Raw genomic sequence first — 15,587 nt, forward strand, 5'->3', positions numbered from 1 at the left:
ATACCGAGTTTTTGTAGATATTTCAGGCTGGCTTCACCATCAGGCAGACGAAGACCGAGCCTATTGAGTTCATCCTTTTCGGCTTCCACAAAAACGATTTTGGGTGCCAGACCCTTTTTAAGAAGACGTGCGCAGTGAGGCGTGCGATCGACAACACTGCCCATAAGCATGACGATGGCGTCGGCGGACTTCACGTCCTCATCATGACGAATGATAAGGTCGGCCGGCCATTGACGGCTCGGCGGATAGGCGAGCATCAGGACGGTGAATCCAGCCAGAACGCCGAGGAGAAAGGCACAAAATTTTTCCCAGAGACGACTCATATCAGAAGAGCGATTTCTGCGAAGGGACAAGGCCTTCTGCGATCATGGCGTTCATCTTTTCCATCAGTTTTTTATGATAATTGTAGAGCTGACGCTTAAAGCTCGCCGGATCATCCGACGCCTTGGGCGGATAGATAGGCTGGCTTAAAAAGTGCTCCAGTTTCACAGGCCGGGGAATGGCTGTGGGACCGAGCCCACGGGCCAGGAAGAAGGGCAGACGAAGCTTTTTGTAAACGAGCTTGGTCAGGGAATTTTCATAGACCTTATAGATGTCATCCGCGCGAGGACAGGCTGCCAGCACGATGGGAGCGCCAGTTTCCAGGGAAAGGCGCGCAAATCCACGACGCCGATTCCAAAGGATTTGATAGCGCTCTGTGTAAGGACGCAGGGATTCCCGCATGCCGCCGGGGGCAAGATAAATGATTTCACCGTTGCCAAGGAGACTGCTGGCCGCTTCCTGGGATCCCACGATGCCACCGAGCTTTTCCATGACCTCACCGAGACCCGGGAAGACATAAAACGCCCGATCAATCAGCGAACGTGGAATACGGCCGTTGTAACAGTAAACTGCAGCCATGAGCATCAGCATATCGTAGGTGGCGAGACTGTGATTACAGGCCACAATCACCGGACCACGCTTGGGAATATTTTCCAGACCATGCACCTCGTGCCGATGGTATGTCCTGAGAGCATTGACCATCGGCAGGAGTTTGAGCGCGAATTCTTCATCCATAGATTTGCCTGTTAAATGACGAGGCGACCACGATAGACCATTTGAGCCGGACCGGCAAGCGTGACGGAATCCGCGGTATTTTCCTGTTTAATATAAAGTCGGCCACCCGGCATATCAATTCCCAGCCAGTTGCGACGATCGGTCAGGCCCGAGGCAAAAGCCGAAGCCCCAATCGCCGAAGCTCCGCTGCCGCAGGCCTGGGTTTCCCCGGCTCCGCGCTCCCAGACGAAAACTTCATAGAGTTCATCAATCGGACGGCCCAGAACCTGTGATGAGATTCTGCGGTCTTCATCCTGCACCTTTTTACTGGCGCAAAGATGAACATTGATGCCATCCCAAAGAGTCGAAACTTGCAATGCGGGACCAACTTTTCGGATCATATCACGGTTCACAGAGTCGAGGAAGAAACAGAGATGGCGATTGCTGATGGACACAAGATGCCAATCTTTTGTTAATTCAGGCATGCCGAGTTCCTGCGCTTTGCGTGTGACGAAATCCTTCACCGCAGCGTAATCGGCATTCTCCTTGTTCACCTGCGGATGGCCCATTTCCACCGCCACCAAGGGCAGCTGGCCGGTGCGACTCGCAGCCAGGCGGCCAAGAAAACGAATATCCACGGCACTGCTTTCGAGCTGCAGCGGAATGGTGTCGGGGATATCGACCTTCTGATCGGCATGGAGATGATGGGTCAAAATACTAAGGGCGGCGCAGCGAATGCCGTTGCCACAGGTTTGGGCCAGCGAGCCATCGCTATTGATGATGGAAAGTTTGTGGGGCATCAGATCGCGCGCAGTTTTTGTATGCAAAACCAAAATGCCATCAGCGCCGATTCCGCTGCCATCACGCGCGCAAAGAGCGGGCGCTTGACGACGCAAGGAATCAAAGGTGATCTGGTCATGATTGAACCAGGTGAGAATAAAATCGTTTTTATTGCCATGCCATTTCTCGAATTCGAGTTCCATCAGCCGGATACCTCTTTGATGTCAGCACAGAATTTATAACCGCGTCCCCGCACGCTCTGCAAGATCTCGGGTTGCGAAGGGTCTTTTTCAAAGTATTTGCGCAGGCGCATGATGAAGTTATCGACCGTGCGCGTTTCCACATTGCCGTGCACGCCCCAGACGCGACCGAGCAGATGCTTTCTGCTCAGGACTTCCTGCGGATGCTCCAGGAATTCCGTGAGAACCTTGGCCTCAAGAGCGGTCAGGACAAAGCTTCCCTGGGGGCCTTTGAGTTCGAAGGTCTGCGGATTCCAGGTGACTTCACGAAATTGAATCAGCGCCGTTTGCTTGCCGGTCCGCAGGGGACTGAAGAGATCGCTGCGATCGGCCATCCGTTTCACCCGCAGAAAAAGTTCCTGCAGGCTGAAGGGTTTGGTCATGTAATCATCGGCCCCGGTTTCCAGGCCCTGCAGGACATCGTTTTCAGAGGCGCGCGCGGTCAGCATCAGAATGCCGGTGATTTTATCGCGCTCACGGATATAGCTGGCCACTTCGAAACCATTCATCTCGGGCAGCATCACATCCAGGATCACGAGCGCAAAGGGGCCTTCCTTGCTGTATTTTTCAACGGCCTCACGGCCATCCTTCGCCAGCGTGATCCGATAGCCTTCGGCCTGGAGATTCAGCTCCATATTGAAAGCGAGATGCGGTTCGTCTTCGACCAGAAGGATATGTTTTTGTCCCGTCATCATGCTGCTAAAGCGTCCTTTCGACGTATTAAACCCATACCCCATGTGCGCAGGGGTCCACCTTAATCCCTGCGAATCAGGAAGCCAAGATGCATTCGCGGGAGAGCGCAAAGGTAAAGCGCGATCCTTTGCTCACTCCTTCGCTTTGGACCCAAATGCGTCCACCCATGGAATTAACGATGGATTTGACAATGTAAAGTCCAAGTCCTGTCCCCGGGACGGCGGCCTTCTGCGCCCTGGGTGAGCGGTGGAACATGCGGAATATTTTTCGCTGTTCCGAGGACGTGAGGCCGATACCAGCATCTTCGACGCTGATCCAGAGCTCGTATTCCTGAATCGTGACCTGCACCCTGATCGGGGCCCCGGCCGGCGAATATTTCACGGCATTTTCCAAAAGGTTCCCGAGCACGATGCTCAGAGCCAGACGCGACGCGCCGATAACCAGATCGGGGCTGCAATCAATTTTCAACCTTTGCAGCAGGCTGTCATCCATATGACGTTGCTGCTCTGCGACATGTTGGATCAGCTCGCGCAGAGGAATCTCATCCTGCTGATTTTTGTAATCAATAATGCCGCGATCCAGGCGACCCGCGATCAGAATCCGTTCCACAAGCTGCGAAAGACGTTCCAAATCCTTCTCGACCATCGAGAAGATCTTGTCGCGGACAGCGGCCGGGAGTTGATGCCTCTGCAGCGTTTCAAAGCTCAGCTGAAGGCTCGAAAGAGGCGAGCGTAGCTCATGAGTCACGCTGGAGACAAAGGACTTCTGCTGGGAAATCAGGCTGCTTTGGATCTGCGTGAAAACAAAGAGCACAACCGTTCCCACCAAAAAGATGCCGAGGAGCACGCAGCCGATAACCAGCGTAAAAATACCCGTAGTCGGACTGATGGTGGAGGTCGAGCCGATGATGCTGCTGAGTTTGCTCAGGGTTTCCTGCTGGCTCATAAACCAGACGACCCAGAGGATAATCATAGTCAACCAGACGATCTGCAGGGCGACAAACACGAATATGGGGTGCGTCAGCCAGCGAAGAAGCTTAACCAGAATCGTTTTCATCTGCCGGGTTTGCATGGGTAAAGTGCCTTGTTGCCTGACATCGGAAATGGGCGCGCGGAGAAAGCCCACATCCGGATTAATGGGTATTCTCCGGTCTGTCCAGATAAGTGTTTCAGTAGGGAAAGTGATGATTCCCTATTATCGACGCTTCTCACCATTCTGTGCTGCGAATTGAGCCTTCATGCGGGCGGTCTGCCGTGCAAATTGTTTACTCACAATAGCAAGGAGGAGCTGACCGATCAAATGACCCTGACTTTCGGTGACGTGCTCGAAGGAAATGGCGACCTTGTTGCCGGAGATGAAAACCCGTCGGACTTTGGCGGAGATCTTGATGAAGTCGCCATAGCTATATTGAATGTATTCGTGAATGGGGATGCTGATCTTCACCTGATCGCCAGGACGGAAGATGACGTCCTTTTCCGCTGTGACCAGAGCGCCGTGCATGCTGAGATCCACAATCCGGCCTTCGAGCATGGTGTCTTTGTTCAGATGGAAAATGGTGGCGTAAAGGTTCACGTTATAGCGCCGGCTGCGACGGTGATTCTGATTGTCGATGCCGGCCTTGATGCGCGCCATGATCTGCTGGCGAGGGTTGCCGGGATAGACGATGTACTCGTCGGATTCATGATAGAGCAGCAGCTCCTTATGATAGACGCGGACAAGGTCATCGGCGTCACGCGTAAGAAAGAGCACTGGAATGGTTTCGTTGCGGCGCTTTTCTTTCAGAGCCCGGATAAGGTTCATCACGCCGGTTTTTTCCGTGAACTCATCGTTGATCACGAGCAGGGAAATATTCCGGCCGAATTGCCTGGTCAGCTCGTCGGGCGTGCGCGGGGAAGAAATGGCGAGCTGCGGATAGTCCTTCTTCACGAAGCTTTCCATCGCGAAAATGAGATCCTTGTCGAAGCGGTCCCCCAAGGCAAAGATCACATAGTTTTTGCGCTTTTTGCGCGGACCTTGAAGATAGGCCTCGATCTTCGCCGCGGTTTTGTCTTCGATGGTATCGGACTTTTTCTTTTCTGCCGTTTCGCTCATGGTCGCCCCTTCACATGGTCTTGGCGGGTAAGGACCGGTCGGACTTCGCCTGTTCGGTCGGCTCACTCAGACCCTGCGTTTGCCGATAGAAGACTTCAGCTTTTTTCAAAAGGCCATAGTGCTTGTCAGCCGGTGTGGCGAGCGCTGTGGATTCGATATATTTTTTCCAGTGCTCATGTGCGGTTTTCAAATCCTCGCCGCGCTGGGTAAGGCCCCAGATGCGGTGCAGACTGAGCGCGCGGTAGTAGGACACGCTGTGCACGGCCTGGGTGTATTGCTCTTCGGGAATAAAACGCAGCTGACCTTCGCAAAGATCGAGCAGGGCTTTGGTTTTCTGCCAGGAGCTTATGGCGGCCGCCTGGTCGGAGTCTTTGAGTTTTTCACCGATATGATAGATGGCAATCGCTTCGTTGATCTGGGTGCCGATAAAGCGTTTGTCGACAAAGTTTGCGACCTCGGGCCGGCTTGTCACGCGATGGAAAGCGGCGGCGGCTTTGATCGGATCCTGGCTCTGATTCAGATAAATATCGCCGAGCTCATGCTGCACCAGAAGATAATCAGGATGGGTCTGCGGCAGGGCCTCCAAAAGATTGATGGCTTCATTCAATCGGCCCGCCTGAATCAAAAGTCGCGCCTCGCGCCGCAGATCACGCTCCAGACGAACCGCGCGGGGACCGCTCCAGTCGAGGCCTTCTTCATCGAAACTCACAACCTGGTTCAGATTTTTGTATTCATCATTCAGGATGATTTCAATCTGGGCCGTCGGACCGGGAAGGTCGATGCTCTGATAAATTGGGCTGCGGCCGATCAGGCGACCGTTCAGTTTCACCTGGGCATTGCTGGGATCGGTTTCAATGCGAATCGGAATGGAGGAACGCTGAAGGGCAATGGCCTTATCCTTGCCTTCGACCCACAGGAAATCATCCTGATGCAGGCGATAGCCGGTGCGCACCGCAGTAAGAACCCCGCGACGACTGGTGGCAACGCGACTCAAACGAGCGATGCCCTGGCGGTCGGTCGTGCCGATCCAGCGATCCTGAAGATAGAGGTTCACCTGAGCCAAGGGTCTTTTGTCAGCGACATCTGTGACTGTTATGTATTTGTCACCGCCTTCGGGCTGACGCTGAAGAGCCACGATATGGCCCACCTGAGCTGTCGCGCGCGGTTTCAGTTCGGTGACGCGCACGCGGCTCAGGCCTTCGCCAAGGTCTGTGATTTGCGCCGAACCGATATCGGTCCAACCGGGATTGGAACCGCTTTCCGCCTGCAGACCATGCAGACGAAGGGTTTCTCCGACTTTAAGACTATGGCCGGACTGCTGCCCAAGATTCATGCGGAAGCCTTCCTTATCGGCTTCGACAAGGCTCCCTTCAAAGGGAAGCCAGCTGCTCAGTTCGCGGCTGGCCTGCTGGAACATGGCGCGCGTCGACCTTGCGTCTGGTTTCATGGTAAGGCGCTGGAGCGAGGCTCCGATAACGCGGCCGTCGGCATTGATAAGACTCAATTCAAGAGAAGAGGCCGGTCCAAGGATCAGAGTGGGACGCAGAGCCCATTCGAACTCTGCAAGAAGGTCCGGTTGATTCCAACCCTGCCGCCCGATTTGCTGAAGGCTCAGGCCATTGCGATCCAGAATCTGCGAGACGCGTTCCCAATCGGCTTCGATGAAGGGCGGCTGGTTGATGAGGTTTTGTCTGAGGCCATCCTGAATACTGCGATCCCAGCTTGTTATCGCATTCGGATCGGGCGTTTCACTGCCGGAATTTTGGATCTTGAGCGGTAAAAGGAGAAGACGGGCCCGCGCCGGTGATTTACTGGAAAAACCCTGAACGATGGTCCAGGGGCCTCCACCGCTCAGAATGTGGGACGAACGGGCGGGAAGCTGGCCTGCGGCTTCCAAGGTGATGCTGGTGCTTTCGCCTGGTTTCTGCGGGAAATGGTAGGAGAAATAGCCGAAGCTATCGGTGCGGCCGAGTTCCTTGCTGTCGAGTTTGATGGCGACATCATGCAGACCGCGAATGGATTTATAAGTTTTTTGCAGCGCGAACACTTCAATCGACTGACCGCGGATCAAATCAATGCGCACCTTGTCGCCATGAGCCAACGAAATGATTTTCGTCTGCGGTTGATAGTTCGGAGCGCGCACCAGAATATGGACATTGTCGGTCGCGAAGCTGGCAGGCAAAGTCAGTGTGCAGCGACCCCGGGCATTGGTGGTACAGCCTTCGAGCCATTGACCCTGCTCCGGGTCTCCGTAAAGAACGTGGGCGTCGCTGACATTATCCCGACCGCTCGCAGCATAAAACGTGATGAGACGGGACGTGTTGTCGCCATTTTCCAAAAGCGTATTGGCTGCTTTCTGTGCGGAGAGCTCAGGATCGAAAGGCTCCATATCCTGAGGAGTGGACTGCCCTTCCGTATTCACGGCCTGCAGCGCTGCGATCAGGCCGGGATCGGATTCCTCCTGCTCTTTATTGTCTTCGATCGCCGTGGCTGCTGCGGGCTGAGGTGCTTCCACAGGTTTCTGTTCCGCAGGTTCGGTCGGCAGGGCCTGGTTTTCTGCGATGTTTTTGGGAACCGCATAAAGCGTGGCCTGAACATTGAAATGATTCAGGTCGCCTTTGTTGACCCGGATGGTTTCGAAGTAGGGCGCATAGAAGAGCTGCGTGCTCGGTTTATTGATTTCAATCAAAACACCTTCATCAAGTGGCAATTCCATGGTGATCCGGGCCTGGCCCTGATCATTGGTCTGCCCGACGGGCTGCTTTTGTATGGAAATCTGGGCTCCAGGGATGGGATCTCCGGAGCCATCGGTCACGCGGATTCTGAATGTGGCTTCGGCTTTGAAGAAACGGCAGCTTTGGACCGCCAGGGCGAGGATCCCAAGGCTGAATAAAAGACAAAGAGTGCGGATGAACCGACTCATGGAAACCCCCTCATCAGGAAAAAATTGCTTCTTTCATTGTAGCAGAGGGGACAGAGACCGACGAGGGGCTGACGCTCGTCGCAAGGGGGCGGGATCGGCTTCGTTACTGAGCGGTGGAATGGCTTTCGGAATCAAGCGTTTCCGAGCCGAGATGCGTCTGCTGGACTTTAGGTTCCTTGGTCAAGGGGAACGCAAATTCCTTGCTGCGACCCTGTTCGTCTTTCACAGTGATGCGAACCGCCGTGAAAAGACCTGCGCCCTTGGTCGGACTTGCGAAATGAAAGACTTTATTCTTGTAGTATCGAATGTTGAAGTGCTCATCCGAGCTGGGATCGTCCTGATCGCCGGTATCGACCGCGCTTTCCGAACCTTCCGATTGCGTGTCGAGCCAGACGCCGTCCTTGCCACTTTCAAAGAAGCGGGCCTGCGCCGTGACAGTGCCGGAAGCCTTGCTCCCTTTGTTGGTATTCTTGAGCGAGAAGCGGATGGTCAGGGTTTCATCATGAACCGCGCTTGAAAAATTCTCGATCGCGATGGTCGGTTCATTGTTCGGAAGTTGTTCAATCGCGTTCGCTATGACTTTTTCCTTGGGATCCGGAACTGCAAGGGCCTTTTCGGGCTCAGGAGCCGGAGGCAAAGCTTTGGCCGCCAGGGTGGGCGGGGCAGGACGAACCACAACCTGGGGAGGGACTGCGGGTTTTTCGTCGTCCGCATCATCAGGCTTGATTGCAGGCAGCGCGGCCAGGCGTTCCTCGACCGTGGCTCCGCCGGGAAGCAGCGGATTGCCATCATTCGGATAGGCCTTCTCATAGACCTGATCATAACGGGTCTGATAATTGAAGATGACCGAAAGCAGATTGCGACTGCGGGTCCGAAGTTCGTTATTAAGACCATTCTCCCGAATCAGCAGCAGACTGGCGATCAGCGACCAGCTGACCAAAAGGCAAAGGGTGCCGACCGTCAGGTAACCTTTTTTGATGCTGAACTTGAGCGTCCGGGTCCGCTTCGAATCAATGAAGTAGATGATATTGAGATAACGCTTCCGCTCGCTGCGCGGCCGGTTACCTGCTTTCTCTTTTACGTCCAGGCTTTTTTGAGTCACGTAAGACCCCCCAAACTGCGGACGGATTGATGTCTACCTCTGCTTCATTATACCACTTTGACTTTCTCTGACAAATGGCAGGGCTGGGAAAAATCCGCCGAGCGTTGGGAACATTTGCGGAAGTAAGCGTTTTTACATGCTGTACGCTTGATTTACGGGTTAGAATGAAAGCGCAGTATCTGGTATCTTGCCGATCCTTGGCGAACGTGCGCCTTGAAGTTGATCCAGTAAGAAGGGGATGCCGTGTTTACTCCGTCGGCCACATCGCCCGTCATGAAGCTTGCCATCTACCGCTCCACAAGTATTGGGGATGTGGTGCTTGCCACCGCGTGCGTGGATCTTTTGCGTCAGATTCCGACACCTGTTCAGATTACCTGGGTGGGCCGCAAGCCCGCCTTGCAGCTTATTGGCAGCGCTTTTCCTGAAATGAAAATCGTGGAAGTCGATCCCGATCTCACCAACTATCAGGAGAAGGTGCTTCACGAACTGAGGGATATTCACTTCCTTGTGGATCTGCAGACCAATCTGCGTTCGCAGCTGCTCTGCCGGTCCCTGAAGCGTGACTATAAGATCCCGAGTTACATTTGCCACAAAAGAACGATAGATCGCGGGACTATGACCATCAGTTCCCGTTTGCGGGGACGTCGGCGGCCCTTGCCTGAATCCTATGTGTCCACCACCCAGCATCAGTTCGATATGATGACCCAGACCCTGAAACAGGCTTTGGAAGTGCATTTGCCGGTGGAAGTGCGCGATGGCCTGGATAAGATCAACGCCCGACCCCTTCTGCCAACCGCTCATGATCCTGGGCAAAAACCCTGGCAAAAGGAGCTGAAATTCGGACACTGGCTGGCGGTGGCTCCAGGTGCCGCGCATGAAGCCAAGAAAGCGCCGCTCAACCTTCTGCGCGATACGCTCGAACTTTTGAACCGGCATCTACGTCAGGATCCGGCCATGCGGGACCAGACGATCGGACTTTGCTTTGTCGGAAACGACAAGGATCGCGACTGCGCGCTGAGTATACTCGACAGCATCGACTGGCCCGGGCCGATTTTGAATCTGGCCGGCAAGCTCAGTCTTTGGGAAACCGCGCTGGCTTTGAAGGATACCGATGGGCTTCTTTGCAATGATTCCGGCCTTCTGCATATAGCCGAAGCGGTGGGAACGCCGGTCGCGGCGCTTTTTGGTCCGACTGTGGAAGCCTTTGGCTTTCCTCCGTGGAGGCCGGAGAGCAAAGCCTTTTCCTCGCTCCTGGGCTGCCGTCCCTGCTCGAAGCATGGCGCGGCGGATTGCCGTTACGGTGACAAACTTTGTTTTGGCCTGATTCAACCGCCGCAAATCGTCGATCATTTGAAAACACTGCTGAAGCGAAATGTCGGGAATGGCCAGAACTGAGATCTTACAAAAATGCGCCCTCGGTCTATACGAGCTGCTGTGGTGGTTTCTGGGGGGCGTGCTTGCGCCTCTTTTAAAAGGAATTTCCTCCCTGCGTCCTCAGCTGGATGGACGAACTCTTACGGTCGAGCAGCTGCAAAGCATAGCCCAGGAAAGGCAGCGTTTCCCGCATTCCATGGTGTTTTTCTGTTCGTCCGCCGGAGAATATGAGCAGGCCAAGCCGCTGATGGATCGTCTTCAAAAGCAGGGCGATACCTATGTCTTTCTTATTCTGGTTTCGTATTCAGGAAAACGGTTTGCATTGGCCCAGCAGGAGACTGTTCCCTTTATCATGGCGCCCTGGGATCGACCGTCGGCCTGGGAAAAGCTTTTTCAGGTCCTGCGGCCGGATGCCTTTGTGGTTGTGCGGTATGAACTCTGGCCCGGGTTTCTTTTCAAGGCGCGGGCGCATGCTCCGGTTTATTTGATTGATGCGGTGCAATCGCCAGGACTTATGAAACCAGGATTATCCCGCAATTTGCGCGCGGGATTGGTGAAGCTCTGCCGCGAAGTTTTTGTGGTCGGAGTCGAGGACCAGGCGTTTTATGCGAGCCTTTTGCAAAGACCGGCGGCCTCGATCCCGCAGGTTGGAGATACCAAGTACGACCGTGTGCTGGAGAGGCTGGAGCAAAGAGAAGAGAAAAGACTACAGCTTCGTGAACAGCTCCATTCATTTTTGAATGAAGGACCTTTGATTATTCTCGGCAGCGCCTGGCCTGAGGATCTTGAGGCCTTGCTTGAAGTCTATCCCGCGCTTCAGGCCCATTTTCCGCACATTAAACTCATTGTGGCACCTCATGATATCAGTCCTGCCATGGTGGAGAAGATGCAGCAGCGACTGGAAGCCATGCACCTTCAGGTTTGTCGCGCCCAGGCGGCAGGCTTGGCGGCAGCAGGAGCAGGTGATAATGTTCTTCTCGTTGACATGATCGGAGTCCTTCCCGAACTATACGCACTGGCTGATATAGCCTGGGTTGGAGGTGCTCTGCATCATCGCGTCCACAATGTGTTGGAGCCAGCCTGTCAGGGACTTTTTGTCTGCTTTGGCCCGCTTTACCATACAAGTCAGGAAGCCCGTCAGCTTGTGGCGGAAGGACTTGTGACGGTCATCACATCCGGAAAGGATTTTCTGGAGTGGGTCCAGGGGCTGCGTTGGGAGGGGCATCCTCCGCATCGACGGCTTTATGAAGCCATAATCCGGCATCGGGGTGCCACGGAGCGCATTCTGAAAGCGATTCAAGCCGACGCACGGAATAGACGCCGCTAACAATTCAGGGGCCCAGGCCTCGGGAAGATACGATATATGCGCAATCAAACGCCCAAAAGGCTGATCATCAACAGCAGTGTTTCTGAAACCCGTGTCGGACTGGTCGAGGGGGATCGTCTGGCCGAACTTTATGTGGAACGAACGCATAAACGCGGCATGGTCGGCAATATCTATAAGGCCAAGGTCAGTCGGGTGCTGCCCGGCATGCAGTCGGCTTTCGTGAATATTGGCGCGGACCGCTCGGCCTTTCTTTACGGCGGTGATGTGGTTGATCCCGAATATATTGCCGCAGTGAAGAGTCAGAATCAGGGTCAGGATCCCCGCGAAAGCAACAACCGTACACCGATCGAAAAAGTTCTGCGCGAAGGTCAGGAGATCATCGTCCAGGTTGCCAAAGAGCCCCTGGGCACCAAAGGGCCGAGGGTTACGATGGTGGCGACCATTCCCGGGCGCTATCTGGTTCTGATGCCTGAATTCAATAGCCTTGGCATTTCACGACGCATAGAAGATGAAGCCGTGCGGGCGAAGCTTCTGGCGGAAGTGGAAGCCATGAGGCCACCCGAGATGGGTTTGATCATCCGCACGGCGGCTTTGGAAGCCCCGCCTGAGCATTTAAAAAAGGACCTCGATTATCTTCTGAAGGTCTGGGAGGGCGTGGGCGAGCGCCGGATGAAAAGTTCGGCGCCTGCGCTTCTCTATCAGGAACCGGATCTGGTTCTGAAAACGACCCGCGATCTTTATAGCGACGATGTTGCGGAAATCGTTGTCGATGATGTGCAGGTTTACGAGCAGCTGCGGCATTTTCTGCAGGATTCCATTCCCTCGGCGCATGACAAGCTGAAACTTTTCCAGGGCCCGGATTTGATCTTCGATCATTTCGGACTGGAGATGGAAATCGCCACGGCCCTGTCACGGAAGGTCTGGCTGCCGTCGGGTGGGTACCTCGTGATCGATCAGACGGAAGCCTTGACCTCGTTTGATGTGAATACCGGGAAATTCGTGGGTTCGCTGAACGCGCAGGATACCATCCTGAAAACCAACCTCGAGGCCATCGAGGAGGTTGTGCATCAGCTCCGCATCCGTAACCTCGGAGGTATTATCGTCATTGACTTCATTGATATGGAAAGTTACGCCGATCAGCAGAAGGTCAATGAAGCGCTGCAGGAAGCCTTGAAAGCCGATAAATCCCGCACCAACGTGCTGGCCATCAATGAGCTGGGCCTTGTGCAGATGACGCGGAAAAGAACGCGGGAATCCTTGGAGCGCGTTCTGACGGTTGACTGCGCGCACTGTGATGGCTGGGGACGCACGCAGAGCCGTGAATCTTTGGTTTATGAAATGGTGCGGGATGTCGAGCGCTTTCATATCCGCACAGGGCAAAAATCCATACGCGTGCGCGTGCGGGATGATGTTCAGGATATGCTTTTGAATGAAGAGCGGCCGCTCTTTAACGTACTGCAGGAAAAATATGATATTGAGTTGATCATGGAGCCCACCACGCTGCGCAGCTCCATGCTGAAAGAATCGCCCTATGAAGTGATCGGCTGATCAGGGCTGCACTTCAATCCGCGACAAAGCCTGAAGCAGCGGCGTGTCGGGACCTTGATAATGAATGGTCACCTGGTCGGCCTGAGCGCTGACCTTGAGCCCGGGAAACGTTTTCAGCTCCTTTTCCAGCTGCTGACGAATTTTCTCGGGACTGGGAACCCCAGGCTTTCCAGGAATTTTGAGTTTGTATTGACCCTGCCCGGCTTTTTCCACCGAACTCGCCACACCGGGTGAGACCTCGCCTTTTTCAAAGACGATCAAAGCTTTTCCCTGGGCCAAGAGGGTCTGCGAACAAAAGAGTATGAGGCACAACATGCGACGCATGATTTTCTCCCGTCAGGGCTGATCCATAAGACTTCGACATTGCATACTTCCGAGCTGCTCGGGAGTCAACTTGTTTGATCCGTCAGCAAAGCGACAGGCCAGTTGCTTCAGCCTGTATTGGGCTTCGCAGGCCGTGGCACCTTCCGCCGTCCAGGGCTTTTTGAAGGTAATGTCACCGATCGTGCTCACCTGACAGACAGTTGGCACGCCTGCGGTATCATCACAGGACGGTGCGGTCGGCGGACAGGAACCCGGCTTGGGATCCGCGATGCAGGTGATGTCACCCAAATCATTGGGATTCAAACCACGCTGACAGGCGGAGGCCAGCATCATGTCCCGCGCCTTGCATTCGTTGATGCCCCAGGCCATCGGCTGCTCGCTCCAGGGTATCTCCTGGTTTTTATAGCGTTTCGCGACGCAGCGGGAAGCGATGCCCTGGGTCGGGCAATTCTTACGAACCTGGGGACAGGCTTCTCCTGTCGAGTCGGGTCCGCAGTGCACATCTCCCAAAGCCGCCAGGTCTATCTTCCGCTCGCAGGCCTCAACCCGAAGACTGTGTCGCGCCTGGCAGAGACTCGGTCCCCAGGCGTAAACCCGCTCCTCCTGCCAAAGCAATTTTCCGGCCAGTCGATAGGCGACGCATTGATAGGGAAGTTTTCGTTCTTCGACGGGGCAATCGGCTTTTAAATTTTGACAGTCCATCAGCGGCGCTTCGGTTTGAACCGGGGCGGGCGGAGTCAGATCGGGAGCCTTCGCCGCAGCGAGGCTCGTGGGTGTGGAACTCGTACTACACGCGGGCAGAAGAGAAATCATTAGAAACAAGGAACTGATCCGAACCATATGCAGTCCGCTCCTGCCTTTCAGGGCACGGCAGCTGCGGACTCTGGCAGATCCTTGGCAGGTGCCGGCTTGGATTTGGGGGCTTTTTCTGGGGTTTCCCTATCCAGTTTAGCGGATGCGGTCCTTTGTTGGTCAATGGATTTTTTCGCAGAATCTGCTGAAGCGCCCTTGCTGGAAGCCTCATCAGACTTTCCTGGCAGCTTGAGCTTGCCCTCGGCCATCATGCGGTCCAAATCCTCGGCGGCGCTCCTGTTATTCAAGGCCTGTGCGTTTTGTGACTTGGCATTTACTTGGCCTTCAGGTTCTCCAGCGGGATTCGCGAGGCCGGACATTGCTTTCATCATGGCTGCCGGGCTGCCAGGTGCTGCAGCGGCTGGAGCCTCGGCTTCAGCAGGAGCTGGTGCGGCTGCGATCGGAGCATCAGCCATGTTCGCATCATAGCCGTTCAAGCCCACCGATTTGATCTGATCGAATTTGATTTTACCGAATTCGGAGAAGAGTCCACCGTCCTTGCTGTTGATATCAATGCCGGTGACTTTCACGCGGCTTGTCAGATTCACAGGCACAGGCTTGCCATCGAGATTCCGCGCGGTCATGTTCAGGGTATAGGTTCCATCGGGAATGGCCTTGCCGTCGGTGGTCTTGCCGTCCCACTTCAGTTGATGCGTCCCGGCATTCACGGGGCCGAGATCGATCTGATGCACGAGGATGCCCGAGCTGTTGCGAACCTCGAGCACGGACTGGGCGGCATCGTTTTCGACCTTGTATTCGGTCGGTGTGGGCTTGCCCTCGGTGATGCGCGTGCGGCCGCCATCGACGATGACGTCGCGACCGACGTAATTGACGAGCTGCAGGTTACGCGTTGTGTTCTGCTCGGCCAGCATTTTTTCGAGGGATTTATTCACGTTCAGCATCTGCTCCAGCCCGTTGAACTGGGCGAGCTTGGCCGCCATCTCGGTATCCGCTTCCGGATTCAGAGGGTTTTGGTTTTGCAGCTGCGTGACGAAAAGTTTCAAAAAATCGTCCTTGCCGAGTTCGTTTTTAGGAACGCGCTTTTCTTTGGTCTGGTCGGAGAGTTTTTCGAGGAATTCGGCATCCGTTTTTGCGGAAGAAAGATCGCCGTTTTCCTTGGCCTTGCGTTCCTTGATTACTTCGTCCATCGAGTTGGTGATCAGGGTGCGGAAGTCTGTTTTATCTTTAGGACTCTCGACAGGGGCTCTCGGGTCCTCCACCTGCGCCTGACTGAAATCCTGCATATTGTTGCGCGCGACAGGAGGGGCGATCATGTTTTGAACGGATGCGGTTGACATC

14 protein-coding genes are annotated in these 15,587 nt (G+C 54.8%); 3 read left to right on the plus strand and 11 right to left on the minus strand.

What is annotated here, in order from left to right; genetic code table 11:
* The 8 genes from VFO10_RS29025 to VFO10_RS29060 all read right to left on the minus strand — a co-directional run.
* On the minus strand, nucleotides 1-323 hold a 323-nt coding region (locus tag VFO10_RS29025), incomplete at its 3' end, for a hypothetical protein (protein ID WP_325145527.1).
* 1 nt (nucleotide 324) lies between these two features.
* Nucleotides 325-1,056, minus strand: a complete 732-nt coding sequence (locus VFO10_RS29030; protein WP_325145528.1) for a lysophospholipid acyltransferase family protein — start codon at nucleotides 1,054-1,056, stop codon at nucleotides 325-327.
* A gap of 11 nt (nucleotides 1,057-1,067) precedes the next feature.
* The gene (gene dapF, locus VFO10_RS29035) at nucleotides 1,068-2,018 is read right to left on the minus strand and encodes a diaminopimelate epimerase (RefSeq protein ID WP_325145529.1); all 951 of its coding nucleotides are present in this window, start codon (nucleotides 2,016-2,018) and stop codon (nucleotides 1,068-1,070) included.
* The gene (locus VFO10_RS29040; RefSeq protein ID WP_325145530.1) at nucleotides 2,018-2,749 is read right to left on the minus strand and encodes a response regulator transcription factor; all 732 of its coding nucleotides are present in this window, start codon (nucleotides 2,747-2,749) and stop codon (nucleotides 2,018-2,020) included. The genes dapF and VFO10_RS29040 overlap by 1 nt, the downstream gene beginning before the upstream one ends.
* Nucleotides 2,750-2,822: 73 nt before the next feature.
* A complete protein-coding gene (locus VFO10_RS29045) occupies nucleotides 2,823-3,803 on the minus strand; it encodes a HAMP domain-containing sensor histidine kinase (RefSeq protein WP_325145531.1) in 981 nt (326 codons plus the stop codon).
* Nucleotides 3,804-3,941: 138 nt separating this feature from the next.
* On the minus strand, nucleotides 3,942-4,838 hold the full coding sequence (locus VFO10_RS29050) for a PilZ domain-containing protein (protein WP_325145532.1): 897 nt from the start codon (nucleotides 4,836-4,838) through the stop codon (nucleotides 3,942-3,944).
* A 10-nt stretch (nucleotides 4,839-4,848) separates the two neighbouring features.
* Nucleotides 4,849-7,761: a PEGA domain-containing protein gene (locus VFO10_RS29055; RefSeq protein ID WP_325145533.1), complete on the minus strand. Its 2,913-nt coding sequence runs from the start codon at nucleotides 7,759-7,761 to the stop codon at nucleotides 4,849-4,851.
* A 103-nt stretch (nucleotides 7,762-7,864) separates the two neighbouring features.
* The gene (locus VFO10_RS29060; RefSeq protein ID WP_325145534.1) at nucleotides 7,865-8,863 is read right to left on the minus strand and encodes a hypothetical protein; all 999 of its coding nucleotides are present in this window, start codon (nucleotides 8,861-8,863) and stop codon (nucleotides 7,865-7,867) included.
* Nucleotides 8,864-9,106: 243 nt separating this feature from the next.
* On the opposite strand from VFO10_RS29060, the gene VFO10_RS29065 reads away from it, so the two are divergent.
* The 3 genes from VFO10_RS29065 to VFO10_RS29075 are packed head-to-tail and all read left to right on the plus strand — an operon-like array spanning nucleotide 9,107 to nucleotide 13,112.
* The gene (locus VFO10_RS29065) at nucleotides 9,107-10,258 is read left to right on the plus strand and encodes a glycosyltransferase family 9 protein (RefSeq protein ID WP_325145535.1); all 1,152 of its coding nucleotides are present in this window, start codon (nucleotides 9,107-9,109) and stop codon (nucleotides 10,256-10,258) included.
* Nucleotides 10,245-11,564, plus strand: coding sequence for a 3-deoxy-D-manno-octulosonic acid transferase (locus VFO10_RS29070; protein ID WP_325145536.1), 1,320 nt, complete (start codon nucleotides 10,245-10,247; stop codon nucleotides 11,562-11,564). The genes VFO10_RS29065 and VFO10_RS29070 overlap by 14 nt, the downstream gene beginning before the upstream one ends.
* A gap of 36 nt (nucleotides 11,565-11,600) precedes the next feature.
* Entirely contained in the window at nucleotides 11,601-13,112 is a 1,512-nt protein-coding gene (locus VFO10_RS29075; RefSeq protein ID WP_325145537.1) for an Rne/Rng family ribonuclease, read from the plus strand.
* Here VFO10_RS29075 and VFO10_RS29080 read toward each other — a convergent pair whose 3' ends face one another.
* Genes VFO10_RS29080 through VFO10_RS29090 form a run of 3 tightly spaced genes read right to left on the minus strand, consistent with a single transcriptional unit; the run spans nucleotide 13,113 to nucleotide 15,586 of the window.
* Nucleotides 13,113-13,436, minus strand: coding sequence for a hypothetical protein (locus VFO10_RS29080; protein WP_325145538.1), 324 nt, complete (start codon nucleotides 13,434-13,436; stop codon nucleotides 13,113-13,115). It lies immediately after the preceding gene.
* Nucleotides 13,437-13,448: 12 nt separating this feature from the next.
* Nucleotides 13,449-14,276, minus strand: coding sequence for a hypothetical protein (locus VFO10_RS29085; RefSeq protein ID WP_325145539.1), 828 nt, complete (start codon nucleotides 14,274-14,276; stop codon nucleotides 13,449-13,451).
* Between the two features lie 20 nt (nucleotides 14,277-14,296).
* A complete protein-coding gene (locus VFO10_RS29090) occupies nucleotides 14,297-15,586 on the minus strand; it encodes a flagellar hook assembly protein FlgD (RefSeq protein ID WP_325145540.1) in 1,290 nt (429 codons plus the stop codon).
* Nucleotide 15,587: the final 1 nt, after the last annotated feature.

Source organism: Oligoflexus sp. (assembly GCF_035712445.1).
In the GTDB taxonomy this organism is placed as follows: Bacteria; Bdellovibrionota_B; Oligoflexia; order Oligoflexales; family Oligoflexaceae; genus Oligoflexus.